General features: G+C 61.3%; 17 protein-coding genes. 5 read left to right on the forward strand and 12 right to left on the reverse strand.

The window, feature by feature from the left end; translation table 11 throughout:
* Positions 1-30: 30 nt before the first annotated feature.
* The 8 genes from serS to ACPWMG_RS21345 all read right to left on the reverse strand — a co-directional run bounded on the left by serS (position 31) and on the right by ACPWMG_RS21345 (position 8,015).
* The gene (gene serS / locus ACPWMG_RS21310) at positions 31-1,353 is read right to left on the reverse strand and encodes a serine--tRNA ligase (protein WP_483301514.1); all 1,323 of its coding nucleotides are present in this window, start codon (positions 1,351-1,353) and stop codon (positions 31-33) included.
* A 49-nt stretch (positions 1,354-1,402) separates the two neighbouring features.
* The gene (locus ACPWMG_RS21315) at positions 1,403-2,341 is read right to left on the reverse strand and encodes a threonine/serine dehydratase (RefSeq protein WP_483301515.1); all 939 of its coding nucleotides are present in this window, start codon (positions 2,339-2,341) and stop codon (positions 1,403-1,405) included.
* Positions 2,342-2,490: 149 nt separating this feature from the next.
* On the reverse strand, positions 2,491-3,939 hold the full coding sequence (gene dnaB, locus ACPWMG_RS21320; RefSeq protein ID WP_483301516.1) for a replicative DNA helicase: 1,449 nt from the start codon (positions 3,937-3,939) through the stop codon (positions 2,491-2,493).
* 230 nt (positions 3,940-4,169) lie between these two features.
* Entirely contained in the window at positions 4,170-4,622 is a 453-nt protein-coding gene (gene rplI / locus ACPWMG_RS21325) for a 50S ribosomal protein L9 (RefSeq protein ID WP_483301517.1), read from the reverse strand.
* 12 nt (positions 4,623-4,634) lie between these two features.
* Positions 4,635-4,919, reverse strand: a complete 285-nt coding sequence (rpsR, locus tag ACPWMG_RS21330) for a 30S ribosomal protein S18 (protein ID WP_076201760.1) — start codon at positions 4,917-4,919, stop codon at positions 4,635-4,637.
* A 13-nt stretch (positions 4,920-4,932) separates the two neighbouring features.
* Positions 4,933-5,220 (reverse strand): primosomal replication protein N, encoded by a 288-nt coding sequence (gene priB / locus ACPWMG_RS21335; protein WP_483301518.1) that lies wholly within the window; start codon positions 5,218-5,220, stop codon positions 4,933-4,935.
* Between the two features lie 29 nt (positions 5,221-5,249).
* On the reverse strand, positions 5,250-5,618 hold the full coding sequence (gene rpsF, locus ACPWMG_RS21340; protein ID WP_422833657.1) for a 30S ribosomal protein S6: 369 nt from the start codon (positions 5,616-5,618) through the stop codon (positions 5,250-5,252).
* Between the two features lie 102 nt (positions 5,619-5,720).
* On the reverse strand, positions 5,721-8,015 hold the full coding sequence (locus tag ACPWMG_RS21345; protein WP_483301519.1) for a VC_2705 family sodium/solute symporter: 2,295 nt from the start codon (positions 8,013-8,015) through the stop codon (positions 5,721-5,723).
* 207 nt (positions 8,016-8,222) lie between these two features.
* Between ACPWMG_RS21345 and ACPWMG_RS21350 the strand changes: the two genes are divergently transcribed.
* The gene (locus ACPWMG_RS21350; RefSeq protein WP_483301520.1) at positions 8,223-8,714 is read left to right on the forward strand and encodes a hypothetical protein; all 492 of its coding nucleotides are present in this window, start codon (positions 8,223-8,225) and stop codon (positions 8,712-8,714) included.
* A 96-nt stretch (positions 8,715-8,810) separates the two neighbouring features.
* Here the strand turns inward: ACPWMG_RS21350 and ppsA are convergent, their stop codons facing one another.
* Positions 8,811-11,204 carry a phosphoenolpyruvate synthase gene (gene ppsA / locus ACPWMG_RS21355; RefSeq protein WP_483301521.1) on the reverse strand — a complete coding sequence of 798 codons (2,394 nt, stop codon included), beginning with the start codon at positions 11,202-11,204 and terminating at the stop codon, positions 8,811-8,813.
* Positions 11,205-11,425: 221 nt separating this feature from the next.
* Between ppsA and ppsR the strand changes: the two genes are divergently transcribed.
* Complete coding sequence (ppsR, locus tag ACPWMG_RS21360) at positions 11,426-12,262, forward strand: posphoenolpyruvate synthetase regulatory kinase/phosphorylase PpsR (protein ID WP_483301522.1); 837 nt, start codon at positions 11,426-11,428, stop codon at positions 12,260-12,262.
* Positions 12,263-12,465: 203 nt separating this feature from the next.
* Positions 12,466-13,482 carry a transporter gene (locus ACPWMG_RS21365; protein ID WP_483301523.1) on the forward strand — a complete coding sequence of 339 codons (1,017 nt, stop codon included), beginning with the start codon at positions 12,466-12,468 and terminating at the stop codon, positions 13,480-13,482.
* A gap of 4 nt (positions 13,483-13,486) precedes the next feature.
* Here ACPWMG_RS21365 and ACPWMG_RS21370 read toward each other — a convergent pair whose 3' ends face one another.
* Together ACPWMG_RS21370 and ACPWMG_RS21375 are read right to left on the reverse strand one after the other, a co-directional pair.
* Positions 13,487-14,215, reverse strand: coding sequence for an SDR family NAD(P)-dependent oxidoreductase (locus tag ACPWMG_RS21370; protein WP_483301524.1), 729 nt, complete (start codon positions 14,213-14,215; stop codon positions 13,487-13,489).
* Positions 14,203-15,312, reverse strand: a complete 1,110-nt coding sequence (locus ACPWMG_RS21375) for a patatin-like phospholipase family protein (protein WP_483301525.1) — start codon at positions 15,310-15,312, stop codon at positions 14,203-14,205. Before ACPWMG_RS21375 ends, ACPWMG_RS21370 begins: the two co-directional genes overlap by 13 nt.
* Positions 15,313-15,349: 37 nt before the next feature.
* Here ACPWMG_RS21375 and ACPWMG_RS21380 point away from each other — a divergent pair, with 37 nt between their 5' ends.
* Both ACPWMG_RS21380 and ACPWMG_RS21385 read left to right on the forward strand, forming a co-directional pair.
* Complete coding sequence (locus ACPWMG_RS21380; protein ID WP_483301526.1) at positions 15,350-16,534, forward strand: phosphatase PAP2 family protein; 1,185 nt, start codon at positions 15,350-15,352, stop codon at positions 16,532-16,534.
* The gene (locus ACPWMG_RS21385; RefSeq protein ID WP_483301527.1) at positions 16,531-17,148 is read left to right on the forward strand and encodes a CDP-alcohol phosphatidyltransferase family protein; all 618 of its coding nucleotides are present in this window, start codon (positions 16,531-16,533) and stop codon (positions 17,146-17,148) included. Before ACPWMG_RS21380 ends, ACPWMG_RS21385 begins: the two co-directional genes overlap by 4 nt.
* Here ACPWMG_RS21385 and ACPWMG_RS21390 read toward each other — a convergent pair.
* The gene (locus ACPWMG_RS21390; RefSeq protein WP_483301528.1) at positions 17,099-18,907 is read right to left on the reverse strand and encodes a bifunctional alpha/beta hydrolase/class I SAM-dependent methyltransferase; all 1,809 of its coding nucleotides are present in this window, start codon (positions 18,905-18,907) and stop codon (positions 17,099-17,101) included. The genes ACPWMG_RS21385 and ACPWMG_RS21390 overlap by 50 nt on opposite strands.
* Positions 18,908-18,912 lie beyond the last annotated feature (5 nt).

The following is an 18,912-nucleotide window of genomic DNA, read 5'->3' on the forward strand; positions in this document are numbered from 1 at the left end:
GGTGTCGAAGCCTACGATTCTAGCAGGAATTTAGGCCTTCAGGACCGACAGGCCGCCCATGTAGGGGCGCAATGCTTCTGGCACAGTCACCGAGCCGTCTTCGTTCTGATAATTTTCCAGCACCGCCACGAGTGTGCGGCCCACTGCAAGGCCGGAACCGTTCAAGGTGTGCAGCAACTCATTCTTGCCCTGCGCGTTCTTGAAACGGGCTTGCATGCGGCGCGCCTGGAAGGCTTCGCAGTTGGAGATGGAGCTGATTTCGCGGTAGGTGTTTTGCGCGGGCACCCACACTTCCAAGTCGTAGGTTTTGGCTGCGCCAAAACCCATGTCGCCGGTGCAGAGCGACAACACGCGGTACGGCAAGCCGAGCTTTTGCAGCACGGCTTCGGCGTGGCCGGTCATGGCTTCCAGAGCTTCGTAGCTTTTCTCGGGGTGGACGATTTGCACCATCTCCACCTTGTCGAACTGGTGCTGGCGGATCAGGCCACGCGTGTCGCGCCCGGCGCTACCGGCTTCTGAACGGAAGCATGGCGTGTGGGCGGTGAGGCGAATCGGCAAATCGGCCTCGAGCACCACGGTGTCGCGCACGAAATTAGTCAGCGGCACTTCGCTGGTGGGGATGAGGTAGAGCGCGGTGCTGTCGGGCACGGGCTCGCTGTCTTGGCCGCCCTTCTTTGCGGCAAACAGATCGCCTTCAAACTTCGGCAGTTGGCCCGTGCCGCTAAGCGAATCGGCGTTGACCACGTAGGGCACGTAGCACTCGGTGTAGCCATGTTCATTGGTCTGCACGTCCAACATGAACTGCGCCAGCGCACGGTGCATGCGGGCGATGGGGCCCTTCATCACGGTGAAGCGCGAGCCCGACAACTTGGCGCCCATTTCAAAGTCCAGGCCCAGGGGCGAGCCCAGATCGACGTGGTCTTTGACGGCGAAAGTTTGGCTGCCGGGTGCGCGCTCGGTGGGGTTCCACTTGCGCACTTCGACGTTACCGGATTCATCGGCGCCGACAGGCACGCTCTCGTGCGGCAGGTTGGGCACGGCCACCAGCAAGGCTTGCAATTCGGTTTGGATTTGGTCGAGGCGAGTGGCCGACATATCCAACTCTGTCTTCAGCCCAGCCACTTCGGCCATGATGGCGTCGGTGCTTTCACCCTTGGCCTTGAGTTGGCCAATTTGCTTGGACAGGCTATTGCGGCGCGCCTGCAGTTCTTCAGTGCGCGTTTGAATGGTTTTGCGCTCGGACTCCAGGGCGCGGAAGCTGCCCACGTTGAGAAACGCCTGCGGTTGCTTGCGGGTTTCCAGTCGTTGGATGACGGAGTCGAGGTCTTTGCGAAGAAGGGTGATGTCTAGCATGGCGGCATTTTATGTGGGCGCTTGAACGGGCGCCCACGCACGGTGAGATTTAGAGAATGCTGGAGGGATCGACGTTGGCGCCGCAGATCACCAGGCACACACGTTCGTCAGGTTTGGGCTGGTACGCACCGGTTTGCAGGGCGGCCAAACCTAGCGCGGCCGCAGGCTCCACCGCCAGCTTCAACTCTTTCCACAACCAACGTTGTGCGTTGCGGATGGCGTCGTCTTCGAGCAACAACGCATCGCGCACAAACTGCTGCGTGACTGGCCACGACAGCGAGCCAATACGCTTGGCACCCAACGAGTCCGCCGCCACGCCGGAGACGGCCACATCCACCGGCTCGCCCGCTTCGCGCGCGCGAAACAGCGTGGGCGCGTTGACGGGCTCCAGGGCCACGACACGGCTGCGCTGTTCAAACCAGGCCGCAATACCGCCGATCAAACCACCGCCACCGACGCTGACCAAGACGCTGTCTGGCAAGCCGCCCTGCTCTTCAATCTCGGCCGCCAACGTGCCCGCACCGGCCAACACTTCAGGCTGGTCGTACGCGTGCGTCAACAACGCGCCCGTCGCTGCTTGGCGGGCCAGGCAGGCCTCCAGCGCTTCAGCATAAGCATTGCCCACGACCACCACTTCAGCCCCCAGATCACGCAGCCGCGCGCGTTTGGCTTCGGGCGACACGCCGGGCAAAAACACTTCGCAACGCACGCCCAACGCCTTGGCCGCAGCGGCTGTTGCAATACCAGCATTGCCACCAGACGCCACGATCACGCCACTGGCCGGAATCGGCTGCGCCAACAAACGGTTCAACATGCCCCGCGCCTTGAAGCTGCCGCCGACCTGCAAGTGCTCGAGCTTGAGCCAAACCTCTGCGCAGGCCACACCGAATGTGGCGCCCGGCAGCTTTAGCAACGGCGTTTTACGCAAAAAACTGCCGTAGTGCGCTTCCAACCTGCGCGAGGCGCTATCAATTTCTGTTCTATTCATAACGGAGATATTTCAGTGAAAAACGCAGGCAAACGGAGCTCCTGCCTTAACCATGGGATGTCGCGGAACCGGCTTTGCCGGACCGCAGACATCGCCCCCTGCAAGGGGGTGGAAGCACACGCAGTGAGCGACCTGGGGGTGAGCTACAGCTAGTCTCCGCCAGAGTCCCAACCAGGCGCCAAGCTCTCAAACTTGGTGATATTGCGCAAGAACGCCAGCTTGACGGTACCGACGGGCCCGTTACGGTGCTTGGCGATGATGACCTCGGCCACGCCCGGCTCTTTACACGCGTCCTTGGTGTAGTACTCGTCACGGTAGATGAACATGATGATGTCCGCATCCTGCTCAATGGCGCCGGATTCACGCAAGTCACTCATCATGGGACGCTTGTCAGGGCGCTGCTCCACCGAACGGTTGAGCTGGGACAAGGCAATCACCGGGCATTGCAGTTCACGCGCCAGCATCTTCAAGCCCCGCGAGATTTCGCCCAGTTCGGTGGCGCGGTTGTCGCCACCTCCGCTGGAGCTTGATCCACTCATCAGTTGCAAGTAATCGACCACGATCAGACCCAGCTTGCCGCACTGACGCGCCAGCCGGCGCGAGTTGGCACGCAGCTCGCTCGGCGACAGGCCGGGCGTTTCGTCGATGTGCAGCGAGATGGTGCGCAGCCGCTCGATGGCGTCGCTCAGGCGCGGCCATTCCTCGTCGGTCAACTTGCCGGTACGCAAATGGCCTTGGTCGATGCGGCCGATCGAGCCAACGATACGCACGGCCAACTGCGCGGCACCCATTTCCATCGAGAAGATAGCGACCGGCAAGCCTTCGTTCAGTGCCACGTGTTCGGCGATGTTCACTGCGAACGCAGTCTTACCCATGGAGGGGCGCGCAGCGAGCACGATCATGTCGCCCGGCTGCAGGCCCGAGGTCATGCGGTCGAGGTCATAAAAACCTGTGGCCACACCGGTCACGTCGCCCGTACTGTCAGCCATCTCCTGCACGCGGTCCAGCAGGTCGACCACCAGGGTGTCCATGGACTGGAAGCCCTGTTTGTTGCGCGCACCTTCTTCGCCGATATTGAAGATCTTTTGCTGGGCCTCGTCGAGGATCTTCTCCACTGGCCGGCCTTCAGGGTTGAAGGAGTTGGTGGCGATCTCGTCGCTGGCGGTCACCAGCTTGCGCAGGATGCCACGCTCGCGAACGATTTCAGCGTAGCGGCGGATGTTGCTCGCGCTAGGCACATATTGCGCCAGCGAATTCAGGTAGGCTAGGCCGCCGATTTCCTCGGCCTTGCCCAGACTTTGCAGGCGCTCGAACACGGTGATCACGTCAGCTGGCTTGCTGGCGTTGATCAGTTCGCGCACGACGGAGAAGATCAGCCGGTGCTCGTAGCGGTAGAAATCCGCGTCCTTGAGCAGGTCGCCCACACGGTCCCAGGCGTTGTTGTCCAGTAGCAGGCCACCCAGCACGCTCGACTCGGCTTCGACGGAATGCGGCGGGATGCGCAATTGCGCGATTTCGCGATCTTGCTCGCGGGGTGGGAGATCGGGCACACGGTCTTGCCCGTAAGAATCATCCAAATCAGGGAAAACAGCCGACATTGAGGGTTCCAGAGGAAAACGAGATGCTACGCCGCCACACGGTTCACGTCGAGGGACAAGCCTGGGGATAACATCGTACAAGCCCGGGGATAAACGCGTTCATCCCTGTGCATAAAACGGGGATACCTTGGGGGTAGCCCGTGCACAACACGCTGAGCACAACGCAGACAACAGGGAAGAAAAAAGCCGCCAGGGCTTGCGCCCGGGCGGCTTTGACGGAAAAAGACCGATTAGGCCGTTTCGCCGTAGACGGACAGGTTGATTTCAACCACGACGTCGGTGTGCAGACCCACAGCAATGGTGGAATCGCCAACCATCTTCACCGGACCGTTGGGCAGGCGAATTTGCGACTTGGCCACTTTGTAGCCCAGCTTGTTCAGTTCTTCAGCCACGTCGTGGTTGGTCACGGAACCAAACAGACGGCCATCCACACCAGCCTTTTGCGTCAGCTTGACGGTCGTGCCGGCCAGCTTTTCACCTTGAGCTTGCGCTTCGGCCAGCTTTGCAGCAGCAGCCTTTTCGAGTTCGGCGCGCTTGGCTTCGAACTCAGCCTTGGCGGCTTCGGTGGCACGGCGTGCACGGCCGCTAGGGATCAGGAAGTTACGGGCGTAGCCGTCTTTGACCTTGACGATTTCGCCGAGGTTGCCAAGGTTCACAACCTTGTCGAGCAGAATGATTTGCATGGTTGTGGCTCCTTAGACGCGGTGCTGGTCGCTGTACGGCAGCATGGCGAGGAAACGCGCACGCTTGATAGCGGTGTTGAGTTGGCGTTGGAAAATCGCGCGCGTGCCGGTCAGGCGTGCGGGAATGATCTTGCCGTTTTCAGCAATGAAGTCACGCAGCGTGTCGATGTCTTTGTAGTCGATTTGTTCAACACCGGTCACGGTGAAGCGGCAAAAGCGCTTGCGCTTGAACAGCAGCGACTGGGTGTTGCGCTTTGGGCGCTTGTCTTTGTTATTGAAACGTTTTGGTCCGGCCATGATGGACTCCTGATTAATCTTGTTGAAACTCTTGAATATGAAATACGACGTTCTTGCCCAATCGCGGCGTGGCCAGAAAGCCGGCGAATCGCCAGCGACTGCCCAACGGTTGCTGCTGGAGTCTCTCGGCCATTGCGCCTAGCGCATTGGCCTTGACCACTGCTTTGACCTGCCGGGTCTGCCCTGCTTGCTCTAACGTGGACTCATGCTCTAGCACAAGATCCAGCATCGGAATACCAGCCGGGGTGTATCGAAGGGCCTTGGCCTCGGCGATACAGGCGGTCAATTCAACGTGGTTCACTCCAGAAAGGTTAAACCGTCGCGATTGCCTTAGTGGGCAGCGTATTCAGCCTGCTGGGTCTTGCGGGCTTCTTCACGCTCAACCGTCTTCATCATGGACGATGGACCGGTTTCAGCCTTCTTCGTTTGCACGGTCAGGTGACGCAGCACGGCATCGTTGAACTTGAACGCGTGTTCCAGTTCAGCCATCACAGCTTGGTCGGCTTCGATGTTGACGCACAGGTAGTGGGCCTTGGCCAGCTTGTTGATTTGGTACACCAGTTGACGGCGGCCCCAATCTTCAACGCGGTGGATCTTGCCGTTGCCAGCAGTGATCATGCCCTTGTAGCGCTCCAGCATGGCTGGAACCTGTTCGCTTTGATCCGGATGGATCATCAAAATGATTTCGTAATGACGCATAGACACTCCTTGAGGTTATAGCCACCCGCTGCGTCAAGGACAAAAATCCTAAGCGGTGTGGCAAGGCAAAGCCGATGATTATAGCCCAGCGCAACGCTTTGTTCAAACCGGCATGGTTCTGGGCGCGGTTTCGGGCGGCGTCAGCAGGCTCACAACCACCACAACCGCCGCGCCAGCCATCGCCCCAAACACCCCAGCCGAGACGGGATAAATGCCAAACCACAGCCCCGAACCCGTCAACCCCAGGAAGGCGCGCACGGCCGGGGCATTGGCCAGCATATAACCCACCGTAATACCCAAGCCGACCAACATGCCCGCGACTGCGCCACTGCGGGTCGCCCGGGGCCAAAAGATACCCAGCACCATCGCCGGAAAAAACGCCGCTGTGGCCAGCGAAAACGAGGCGGTGACCAGCATCAGAATGTCGGCCGGCTTTTGCGCTGCCACGTAGGCCGCCGCCAAGGCCAGCAACATCAGCGCAAATTTGGACAGCATCACCCGCGCCATGGCGCCCATGCGGTCTTTTTTGCCCTTGAAATACAGGTCGTAGGCCAGGGCGTTGCCCATGGTGAGCAACAAGCCGTCCGCCGTGGACAGTGCCGCCGCCAAGCCGCCAGCCGCCACCAGGCCGGAAACGACGTAGGGCAAACCACCCAATTCCGGCGTGGCCAGCATGATGATGTCGGCCTCTAGCTTCAATTCCGAGAACTGCAGGATGCGGTCGCCATTCACGTCGCTCACCGACAGCAGGCTCGGGTCGACCCGTGACCATTGCGCGATCCAGCTCGGCAGCGCATCAAAACTCTGCCCCACCAATTGGCTCAGAACTTCGTACTTGACCAACACCGCCAACGCCGGTGCTGCCAGATACAGCAGTGCAATAAAAAACAACGACCACGCCACCGAGGTGCGCGCCTCGGCAACTGACGGCGTGGTGTAGAAACGCGTGAGCAGATGCGGCAGGCTGGCCGTGCCCACCATCAAACAAAACACCAGCGCCATGAAGTTGAGCCGCGAGTTGTGGAACACCGCTTGCTCTTCCACGCTGCCGCCTGGGTCACCCGCAAACGCCTGCGCGTGCGGCAGCATGCCGGCCATGGGCTTCGCACGTTCGAGGTTTTCGGCCAGGGCACGTGACCAAACCTCCTGCGCAGTGTCGACGTCACGGGGCAAAGCCGCCAGTTCGCGGTTGGCGGCCAAAATCAATGCGGGGTCGGCGCGCTCCAGTTTCAAGCGCCGCAGCTTGGTCTGCACCGCCGCACGCTCGCGCGCCAGGGCACCGGGCACATCTTCCAGCATGGTGCGGTAGACCTCGGCACGGCGCGCAAATTCGCGGCTGACCGACAGCTCGGCCGGCGAGTCGGCCAGTTCTTTTTCCAGCGCTGCGATCTTCGCCAATTGTTGACCATAGACCAGCGGCGCCAACGGGTTGCCGAGCTGTTTGTACGCCAGCCACGACACGGGGATCATGAACGCCAGGATCAAGATCACGTATTGCGCCACCTGCGTCCACGTCACGGCGCGCATGCCACCCAAAAATGAACACACCAGCACGCCGCCCAAGCCCATCAAAATGCCGATTTCAAACTGCACGCCGGTCAGGCGCGACGCGATCAACCCCACGCCGTAGATCTGCGCTACCACATAGGTGAACGAGCACAACACACTCGCCGCTGCCGCAATCCAGCGCGGCCAACGGCCACCAAAACGCACGCCAAAAAAATCAGGCAAGGTGTAGAGATTCATGCGCCGCAGGTGCGGTGCGATCAACAGCGCCACCAGGCAAAAGCCGCCGCTCCAGCCCATGATGTAGGCCACACCGCCCACCTGCGTGGGGGTACCCGAGAAGCCTTGCAAATACAAGCCGCCCGCCAAGCTGATGAACGAGGCCGCACTCATCCAATCGGCCGCGGTTGCCATGCCGTTGTAGATGGCCGGGATGCGCCGTCCGGCGACAAAATACTCGGCCTCGTTGGAGGTGCGGCAATACACACCAATACTGGCGTACATGGCCAGGGTGGCAAACAAAAAGGTGCCGCCAATCCAGTAGCGCGACAGGCCGCGTTGCTCGGCAATCGCCATGGCCAACAGGAAGATCAGCAGGCCTGCCACATACAGCAAAAAGTTGCGGTGCAAGCGGCGGCGCACCGCGCGATCAACGGTTACGCCAGGGGCCAAACCGATCGCATTCGTACCATCATGCCGCCGGCGCCAGGCATACCAAAAGATGATCAGGATGTAGCACAGCACCACGCCCTGCGCGCAAAACCAATAGTTCAGCGGCCAGCCCGCAATGGTCACGTTCAAGTCGCGCGCAAAGTACACCACGCCAAACGACAAGACACTCCAGATGCCCAACAGGGTCAAGCGCAAACGGAGAATCTGGGCGGGAAACATGGCGATAAGGCTAGCGGGCGGCAGGAGACTTCTAACGAGGGAACGTGCGATAAAACGAGCGCATATCTCGCCCAACTTGCGTGCGCCACGGGCGAGACCGGCGCCATCCTAGCGCAGCTGTTGGGGCCACGCGACAGGTGTTTTCCCACACGGCCGAACTGCGCACCACACAAAGGCGCGTAGTAGCATGCCGATGGAGGCGTTTGCATGACATTCATCAAGACCGAGTTGGGGCAGCGTGTTTTCAAAGAGCGATCTCGCCAGTTGGCCACGCACCAACGGGCCGCTTTCATTTTGTTTGACGGGCACCGCTCAGTGCAGGATGTGATCGCTGCCACGGCAGGCATGGGCATGACGATGGACGACATCGCGCACATGCTCGATGAAGGCTTGATTGCCGAGGGCACGCCTGCAACCCAGTCTTCTGCAGAGCCCCCCACCAATACACCGGCCACGCCCGCTCTGCAGACGGATGCTGACGCCCCGCAAGCCCTATCGGAACAAGAGCGCTACAAGCGCGCCTACCCCATCGCCACGGCGCTGGTTGCCAGCCTGGGTCTGCGTGGCTTCAAGCTGAACTTGGCGGTAGAAAAAGCCAACGGTTATGCCGACCTGGTGGCCCTGGCGCCGCGCCTGCATGAAGCCTTGGGCGCCAAGCGTTGTGAAGAGCTGGACGCTGCGCTGGGCCTTCGCCCCTAATCGCCCTTAAGACGGCACACACCAAAAAGAAAAACCGGAGCACTTGGCTCCGGTTTTTCTTTGAACTATCCCGTTATTTCTGACAGTCTCAAACCATCAGGTACCGGCCAAACGCTTCCAGGTGGCCACTACGCTGTCCGGGTTCAGCGAGATCGACGCAATCCCTTCGTCGGCCAGCCATTGCGCAAAGTCTGGATGGTCGCTAGGGCCTTGGCCGCAAATGCCTACGTATTTACCTTGTGCCTTGCAAGCGTTGATGGCGCGGCTCAGCAGCGCTTTCACGGCGGGGTCACGCTCGTCAAAGTCTGCAGCCAGCAATTCCAGGCCGGAGTCGCGATCCAAGCCCAGGGTCAACTGGGTTAAGTCGTTCGAGCCAATGGAAAAGCCGTCGAAGTACTGCAAGAACTCATCGGCCAAAACCGCGTTGCTCGGCACTTCGCACATCATGATGACCTTCAGCTCGTTCTCGCCGCGCTTCAGTCCGTGTTGCGCCAGCAGCTTGGTGACCTTGTCGGCCTGGCCCAGCGTGCGCACAAAAGGCACCATCACCTGCACGTTGGTCAGGCCCATGTCTTCACGCACACGCTTGAGCGCGGCGCATTCCATGGCAAACGCTTCGCCAAACTCGGCACTCACGTAGCGCGCAGCACCTCGGAAGCCGAGCATTGGGTTTTCTTCTTCAGGCTCGTAGCGCGAGCCGCCGATGAGCTTGCGGTACTCGTTCGACTTGAAGTCAGACAAACGCACGATCACTGGTTTGGGCCAAAAAGCTGCCGCGATGGTGGCCACGCCTTCGGCCACCTTGTCGACGTAGAACGCACGTGGCGAAGCGTGGCCGCGCGCCACGGATTCCACGGCCTTCTTCAGGTCGTTGTCGATGTTCGGGTAGTCCAGAATCGCCTTCGGGTGCACACCAATGTTGTTGTTGATGATGAACTCCAAGCGGGCCAAACCCACACCCTGGTTGGGCAACTGGCAGAAGTCAAACGCCAACTGTGGGTTGCCCACGTTCATCATGATCTTGGTGTCGATGTCGGGCATGGTGCCACGCTGCACTTCGGTCACTTCGGTTTCCAGCAGGCCGTCGTAGATGAAACCGGTATCGCCTTCCGAGCAGCTCACGGTGACCAGCGTGCCGTTGGTCAAACGCTCGGTCGCATCGCCACAACCCACCACGGCCGGAATGCCGAGTTCGCGCGCAATGATGGCCGCGTGGCAGGTACGCCCGCCACGGTTGGTGACGATGGCGGCGGCACGCTTCATCACCGGTTCCCAGTTCGGGTCGGTCATGTCGGTGACCAGAATGTCGCCGGGCTGCACTTCGTCCATCTGGCTGATGCTGTGCACCAGGCGCACCGGGCCGGTACCAATCTTCTGGCCAATGGCGCGGCCTTCGGCCAACACACTGCTCTTACCCTTGAGCTTGTAGCGCAGCTCGGCCTTGCCTTGCTGCTGGCTCTTCACGGTTTCAGGGCGCGCCTGCAAGATGTAGAGCAAGCCGTCGGTGCCGTCTTTGCCCCATTCGATGTCCATCGCACGGCCATAGTGCTCTTCGATCACCAGCGCATAGTGCGCCAGTTGCTCAACTTCGGCTTCTGACAGCGAATAGCGGTTGCGTTGTTCGGTGGGCACGTCGGTGGTCTTGACGAGTTTGCCGCTGGCGGCTTTTTCCGCAGGCGTGGAAAACTCCATCTGGATCATCTTCGAGCCGAGGTTGCGGCGAATCACGGCGCGCTTGCCGGCCTTGAGCATTGGCTTGTGCACATAGAACTCGTCGGGGTTCACGGCGCCCTGCACCACGGTTTCGCCCAGGCCGTAGCTGGAGGTGATGAACACCACTTGGTCAAAGCCCGATTCGGTGTCGATGGTGAACATCACGCCAGCGGCGCCCAGGTCAGAGCGCACCATGCGTTGCACACCGGCGGACAAGGCCACCACGTCGTGCGCAAAACCCTTGTGCACGCGGTAGCTGATGGCGCGGTCGTTGTAGAGAGAGGCAAACACCTCTTTCATCTTGTGCAGGATGTCGGCCAGGCCGGTCACGTTCAAGAAGGTTTCTTGCTGGCCTGCGAACGAGGCGTCAGGCAAGTCTTCGGCAGTGGCCGAAGAGCGCACGGCAAACGAGGCTTCAGCATTGCCCGCGCTCAGCGTGGCAAAGGCGTCCGCAATGGCTTGTTCCAGCTCTTTAGGGAACGGTTGCGACTCGACCATGGCGCGGATTTCGGCACCGGCCACAGCCAGCGCGCGCACGTCTTCAACGTCTAGCGCGGCCAGGCGTGCGCTGATTTTGTCGGCCAGGCCGTCGTGCGCCAGGAACTGGCGGAACGCGTGGGCCGTGGTGGCAAAGCCGGTGGGCACCCGCACGCCGGTGGGCAATTGCGAGATCATTTCGCCGAGCGAGGCGTTTTTACCGCCTACCGACTCGACGTCGTTCATTCTCAGGTTTTCAAACGGTACGACCAGGGCGGTCGGGCTGAATAGTGCAGACATGGGAAGACTCCAAAGGTTGAAACCGGGTCTGGGCACCACGGCCGCGCCCATTGGGCTGCGGCCTCGCCAATGCCTGCAGCACAACTTGCTTGTTGTTCTAGTGGGTGTGTGCAGGGCATGTAAATTTGGGAGCGGATGAATCGCGTTCGGCAGATTGTAGGGCGCTCCGGCCCAAGTTGGCTTGCCGCAAATGTGACCACATCCTGCAAAATAGCCACACCATGGCCGAACCCACCACCCCTACCCACACCGTTTTCTTCATCTCCGACGGCACCGGCATCACCGCCGAGACCTTTGGCAACGCCATCCTGGCGCAGTTTGAGATGCGCCCGCGCCACGTGCGCCTGCCCTTCACCGACACCGTGGACAAGGCGCATCAAGTGGTGCGGCAAATCAACCACACTGCTGAAATGGAAGGCAAACGGCCCATCGTCTTCACCACCCTGGTGAACATGGAGGTACTGAAGGTCATCAGCTCCAACTGCAAGGGTTTGCTGCTCGACATGTTCGGCACCTTTGTGAACCCGCTGGAAAACGAGCTCGGCATCAAATCCAACCACCGCATCGGCCGCTTCAGCGATGTGAGCAAAAGCAAGGCCTACAACGACCGCATCGAAGCCATCAATTTCTCGCTGGAGCACGACGACGGCCAATCGCACCGCGACCTGGAGCAGTCGGACGTGATCCTGGTCGGGGTAAGCCGCAGCGGCAAAACACCGACGTCGCTCTACCTGGCCATGCAATACGGCCTGAAGGCGTCGAACTACCCGCTGATCCCCGAAGACTTTGAACGCCACGAACTCCCGCCCGCGCTGGTGCCGCACCGCCGCAAAATCTTCGGCCTGACGATTCACCCGGAACGACTGAGCGAGATCCGCAACGAGCGCCGCCCCAACTCGCGTTACGCCTCGCTGGAAAACTGCCGCATGGAAGTGGCCGAGGCCGAGTCGATGATGCGCCGCAGCGGCATCCGCTGGCTCAGCACCACCACCAAATCGATTGAAGAGATCTCCACCACCATCCTGCAAGAGATTCGGCCGGAACGGCTGGAATACTGAGCACCCCAGGCTCGCTACTTTTTAGATAGCTGCCGCCGCTTATGCGGCATACGTAAAAGGCCAAATTCTCTTAAGAAATTTGGCCTTTCTTGTTTTCAAACCGTCAAACCACCGTCACGAAATTGACATGTTTGGCGAGTAGCGTACGGGCCAAATCTCCGGCCCTGCCTCGCTTTTTTATCCAACACATTCGCCATACCGTCATGGGCCAAAACTATGGGTCGGACCGCCACGGTCTCATCTGCGGCTACCGCTTTTGCGCGGGCGGCATTGGCTCGCCCGTCACGCTGGAAGAAGCCGACGCCTGGCTGAAAGACGCAAAGCCCAGCACGCCGCGCGGCGAAGGCGACTTTGTCTGGCTGCACTTCAACTTGGGCGATGCGGCGGCCGAGGCGTGGATGCGCTCACACCTGCCCGTAGTGCCCGAGTTTTTTGCCGCCCTGCACGAAGGTTCGCGCTCCACCCGCATTGAAGACGCTGACGACACCCTGGTCGCCGTGGTCAACGATGTGGCCTATTCGTTTGCGTTCGACCCCGGCGAGATCGAAACCCTGTGGCTCAACGTCAGCCCGCACCTGGCGGTGAGCGCGCGCTTACACCCGTTGCGCTCCATCGACGTGCTGCGCCAGGCCGTGAAAGACGGCCTGCGCTTCGCCTCATCGGTTGCTTTTCTGAACCGCCTGCTGCACGACCAGGGCGACGTGCTGGTGCGCATCGTGCGCCAAGCCACCACGCAAGTCGACACGGTGGAAGACCAATTGCTGGTGGGCCGCCTCAAACACAAACGCGCCGAACTCGGCCAACTGCGCCGCGTGTTGGTGCGGTTACAACGCCTGCTGGCCCCCGAGCCAGGCGCCCTGTTTCGCTTGCTGCGCCGCCCGCCGCCCTGGGTGCCGGTGGACGACCTGGAAGAACTGCGCCAGGCGACCGAAGAGTTCTCGTTGGTGCTGCGCGACGCCGCCGACCTGCAAGAACGTATTCGCCTGCTGCAAGAAGAAATTGCCGCGCAGGTGGGCGAGCAAACCAACCAAAGCGTCTACACGCTGACGGTGGTCACGGTGTTGGCGCTGCCGATCAACCTGGCCGCCGGTCTGCTGGGCATGAACGTCGGCGGCATCCCCTTGGCCGAGAACGCCCACGGCTTTTGGTGGGTCGCTGCATTGGTGGTCGGTTTTACTGCGCTGGCCGGTTGGTGGGCCATGCGTAACAAAGACGATTAGCTCGTTAGCGCCGCAGCCGCAGCAAGGCTTTGGGCAAGCAGTTCAGCAAGCCAATCAACCAACGCATCTGCCAGGGGAACACGCACACCGCCTGCCGCGCCTCAATCGCCCGCGTGATGTGCACCACGGCCTGCGCCTCGGACAAGATGAAGGGTTTGTGGCTGGCATCGCCACCGTTCAACGCGCGCAACTTGGCCGTGTCCACATAACCCGGAGCTATGGCCGTCACCGCAATGCCAAACGGCTTCAGCCCCGCGCGGTAGCTGTCGCACACACTCAGCACGCTACGCTTGGTGGCGCTGTAGAGCGAGGCGCCGGGGTAGTCGTGCAGCAAACCGGCCACCGAAGAAATCGCCACAAGATGGCCACTCTTTTGGGCGAGCATTTTCTCGGCGGCCAACTCAAACGCAGAACTCAGCCCGCCCAAGTTGGTTCGCAACATGCGCAGCGTGGTGGCCGCGTCCAGCGGTTCATGGCGGGTGTTGAAGTAGAAGCCAGCCGCCACCACCAGCAAGTCCAAGCCGTGGGCGGCAAAGTTGTTGAACACATTGGTCAACGCCGAGTGGTCGGTGATGTCCAGCGCCATGGCTTGCAGCCGGGGTTGTGCTTTGATGTCGGCGGGCAAGGGCGACAGGTCACGTCCACACACCGCCACATCATCCCCCTGCGCGAGGTAGTGCCGCGCCAAAGCCAGGCCAATGCCGCTGGTGCCGCCCAAGATCAAGATGCGCATGGCGTCACTTCATTCGCGATGTTGTAGCGGTCTACGTTGCGCATCGCAGAGGTGTCCGTCGGCTGTGGCCGCTGAAGCGCCTCTTGTACACGTTGGTAGCCATATTGCCACTGGGCGTCGATGGCGCGCACATAGTCGGCGTAGGTTGGCGGCAGGCGCAGGCCAATGCGGTTGCCGCGCCAGTCGAGCTTCTTGCCCACCTGGTTGCGCGCCAACGCGGTAGAAATGTCGGACGTGTCGATCCACACGTCCAGCGCCTGGCTATTGACCTGGCGCAAGCGCTGGTTGCCATCCAGCCCCAACACAGAGCGCCATGCCGGAATGGAAAAGTTCTGGTCAAACGACTCTTTGAACTCCATCATCACCTCGCCCGCCAAACGGCGCGCCACCTCGATGGGGAACAAATCCACCACACCACCGATGTAGCGTTGGCCGCCATGGGCATACGGCGGGAAGTAGAAGAAATCGATGATGGACAGGCGGGCCGCAGCGTCCAACGGCAAGCCCTGCGCGGTCAACACCGTGTCGGCCACGGCGTGTGGGCCCCAACGCTGGTCGTTCAATGGCGACAGCATGCCCTGCAGCAACGCCGCTACACGCGCATCACCAAACACCGTCTGCGCAAACAACTTGCGCCCACCGCGTGGCTGGCCGACGTCCGCCGGGCCAAACAAAAGCTGTCCGCCGATGGTGGCCACGGTCACCTCAGACGTTTCAGCCGGCGGTGGCAACGGCAGATGGTGCGGCACTTCAAACAGGTAGTCGTTGAAAAGATCGGGCACCGTGGGTGCCGGCTGCTGCGCCAGTTTGCGCTGCGCGGCCAGCCACAAGGTGCGTGCAATGGTGGCCTGGGGTGCGGGTTGCAAGCCGCGCCAAAAGTCATACATCTGCGGTGACGCAAGCCAGGCCTTGCGTTGTGCATCATCCGGCAGCGCTTGCACCACCGCCGCCGCCAGCGCACCGCCGCATGTGGCCAGCAACAGGTCGGGCGCACGCCCCGCATCGCGCGCGGCGGCCACCATGCCGAGGTAGATGCCGAAACGGAAACCACCACCGGCAAACACCATGCAACGCTTGAACTTTTGAGGCTGATCCATGTTGCTAAGATAACCCAACCCTCCAACTAGGCAGTGAATGGCATCAGCAAACAGCGTGACGGTAGAACAGCGCTTGTTGCATGCGGGCGTCAACGGCGTTGTCTTCGGCCTTTGTTATTTACTGGCGAATGCGCTGGCACAACAGCGCGGCATCACGCGCCATGTGGCGCTGGTGTTTGACGCGCACATCCCTTTTCTGCCGTGGATGGTGGTGCCCTACCTCAGCAGCGGTCTATTTTTTGTGGCGGCGTTTTTTGTGGTGCGCAGCCGCGACGACCTGCGGGTGCTGAGCCAACGGCTGCTCACGGCCACCGTGTTGGCGGGGCTGGTGTTTGTGCTGTACCCGCTGCGCTTCAGCTTGCCGCGCCCGCCCATCGACACACCGTGGCTCGCCAGCCTGTTCGGCCTGCTGGGCCAGGTGGATGCACCCTACAACCAACTGCCCTCGTTACATGTGGCGTACTGCGTGGTCTTGTGGGTGGCGCTGCGCTCGCTGCCCACACACGTTCCGCTGCGCGCCCTGCTCGCGGCGTGGCTGGCCTTGACCGCCGTGGCCACCTTGTTCACCTACCAACACCACCTGCTGGATGTGGTGGCCGGGCTCGCTCTGGGACTGTGCTGCGTGGCTGTGATTCGGCCAGGCCGCGCAGAACCTAACGTGGCTTTTTATTACCTTGTGGCGGGTGGCGTGGCTGCGGTTGTGGGGCTGGCCGCATGGCCGCTGCTGTTGACGGCTTACCTGGTCGCAAGTCTCTGGCTGGTAGCCCTGGCCTACTGGCGCGCCGACCGGCACTTTCTGCACAAGCACCACGGCCGCCATCCGTGGTGGGTGTGGTGTTTGTACGCGCCCTACCTCGTCGGCTACCGGCTCACCTGGCTGGTGGTGGTGTGGCGCGACAAGAACAAACCGGCGTTTAAACAAGTCGCGCCGCAGCTTTGGACGGGCCGACGTTTGAGCCGTAGAGAAACGGCACAACTGCCCAGCAATTGCACGGTGTTTGATCTGGCCAACGAACTCCCCGAAACCCCAGCCCTGCGCACAAACTATCGCTACTTCCCCTTGCTCGACATCGTGACGCCATCAGCCGATGTCATCAACGAAATCGTCTCCGCCCTGCAAGAAGAAACCCGCGCCGGCCGCACCGTGTACTTGCATTGCGCCATGGGTAAGCGTCGCTGCGCGCAAATCGCCAGCGCGCTCTTAGCCACAATCAAGCCATGAGCTTTTCAATCTACCAACTCAAACCAGCTTTCCAGCAACTGCTGCGGCCCTTGCTCACACAGTTAGCGAAGTGGCACGTCACACCCAATCAAGTCACCTTGCTCGCCTTGGCCTTGAGCGTTTTGTATGGCGCGGCGCTAGCGCTGCACCCGGATGATTGGCGCCTGTGGGCCGGTGTGCCGTTCTTCATGCTGCTGCGCATGGCGCTGAACGCCATTGATGGTATGTTGGCCAACTTCACGGGGCTTAAAAGCCACCTGGGTGCAGTGCTGAACGAGTTGGGCGATCAGATTTCCGACGTGGCGCTGAGCCTGCCCTTCGCGCTCGCTGCAGGCATTCACGCCCCGCTGGTCGTGGGTGTGACTGTGGTGGCGTTGCTCGCCGAGTTCGCCGGTGTGTTGGCGCTGCAGGTGGGCTCGCCCCGGCGCTTTGACGGCCCCATGGGCAAGAGCGACCGGGCGTTTGCTTTCGGCCTGCTCGCGTTGATGCTGGTGTTCGGCGCCAGCCCGCTGTGGCTTAACGGGCTGTTGTGGGTGATGCTCGTTCTATTGGTGTGGACTATGTTCAACCGTCTGCGGGCGGCCTTGAATCACGGCGCGCCACCGACACCGTAAAAATCCCCGCCAGCCCCACTTCGCTGCGCAGCTTGCGGCAGCCAATGCTGGCCACCAGCGCATCCATCTCGGCCTGCGGGCGCGGGCGCATTTGCCACGGTTGGCCGAGGTGGTTGTTCAGCGTTTTGGCAATCAACAATAACTGCGGGTGCCAAGGCTGGCCGGTGTAGATCACGTGGCCGCCAAGCTTGAGTTGCTGCCCAATGCCTTGCAGCGACGTCAACACCCGCGCGTTGTCGCTGAACAATTCATACAGGCCCGACACCACCACGATGTCGTAAGCGCCCTCATCGGCCGGGTAGCTGGGCAAGTCAAACGCATCGCGGCGCTGGTAGGCGATGTGGTTTTTCAGCTGCAGCGCCATGCTGAGTTCTTGTGCCTGCGCCAGGTTGGCGCCATCCACATCGCGCAGCGTGAGCTCAACTTCGCGGTCTTGAAAACGTTTGAGCGTTTCCAGCACGTAGCGCCCGCCACCGGCGGCCACGTCCAGAATGCGCAGCGGCTGGTCTGCCGGGTACTGCGCAATCAACTCGCCCAGCAGTTGTTGCAGCTGCGCTTTGCGTTGGCGAATGCCGCGCCAGCCAATGGCGTCCAGATAACCTTGGTCGATGACAGCACCCACGCCAAACCGTCCGCCCGCCTGGTTGCGGTACACGTAGTCGAGCGAGGCGCCGGAGTCAAAACCCTGCGTCTGGCCGATGCGCATGCCATTGCTCAAATGGCCCAGGCGGCCGAGCAAGAACTTTTGAAGATCGTAAAACTTGTTTTCCAGCGGTGTGCCCGCCGTGCCCTGCTGCATGGCCTTGAGTTGGCTCGCGCTGGCGCTATCGGTGTCGGCTGTGTGGTGGCGTGTGGGCGATGGCAGCGCTTGCGCAAAACAGGCGGCGATGAACGCCTTGCTGGCCTGCACCGCCTGCTGCACCTGCGCCACGTCTTCATAAAAAATCGCGTGATGGCAGTTGGGAACGACCACGTACTCTTTGCGCTTTGACGACAGGCGGTCGAAGAACAAGCGTTGCGGCGCGGCCTTCACCACGTAGTCTTTGTCGGCCACCAACATCAGCACCGGCGTGTCGATGGCCTGGGCGTCGGCCACTACACGTGCGGCCACATCGGCCAGGTCGATCAGCACCCGCGCAGAGATGTTGCGCGTGATCAGCGGGTCGGCGTCGTAGGCCTGAGCCTGCGCGGCAGAATGCGTGAGCATGCCCGAGCGGATATAGCTGGTGATGCGCAGCCCGGGGCTGAAGCGCAGCGCCAACCGTAACGCGGGTTTGGCCAAGGGCACGTAGAGGTTGATGTCGAACGCGGCGGCCGCCATCACCACGCCGCGCACGGGTGCCGCGTAGTCGTGCAGCCAGGTGGCGGCAATCACCGCGCCCACACTGTTGGCCACGATGACGATGTTTTCAGGCGCAATGCCGTGCGCCGCTTCGATGTGCCGCACAAAGGCTTCGAAGTCACGCACCAGCGTCACAAAATCGGGCGCATCGCCACGCTCGCCGGGCGAATGGCCGTGGCCGCGTGCATCCCAGGCAAACGCCCAGTGCTGGGTAAAGCCAAGTTGCTCGACCAGCGGCTGAATGCGGCCCGAATGTTCGTGGCCACGGTGCAGAAAAATCAGCGCCTGTTTAGGTTGCCCCTCGGGCTGCAACACGGGTTGCCAGGCACGGTAGAACAGCCGGGTCTGGTCGAAGCTGTTGAAGCCGGACTCCAGGGTTTGCCAAGCGAATGCCGTAGGGGTAACGGGTGATTTCATGCAGT

Source organism: Hydrophilobacter chitinilyticus (genome assembly GCF_049860745.1).
In the GTDB taxonomy this organism is placed as follows: Bacteria; Pseudomonadota; Gammaproteobacteria; order Burkholderiales; family Burkholderiaceae_C; genus Rhodoferax_B.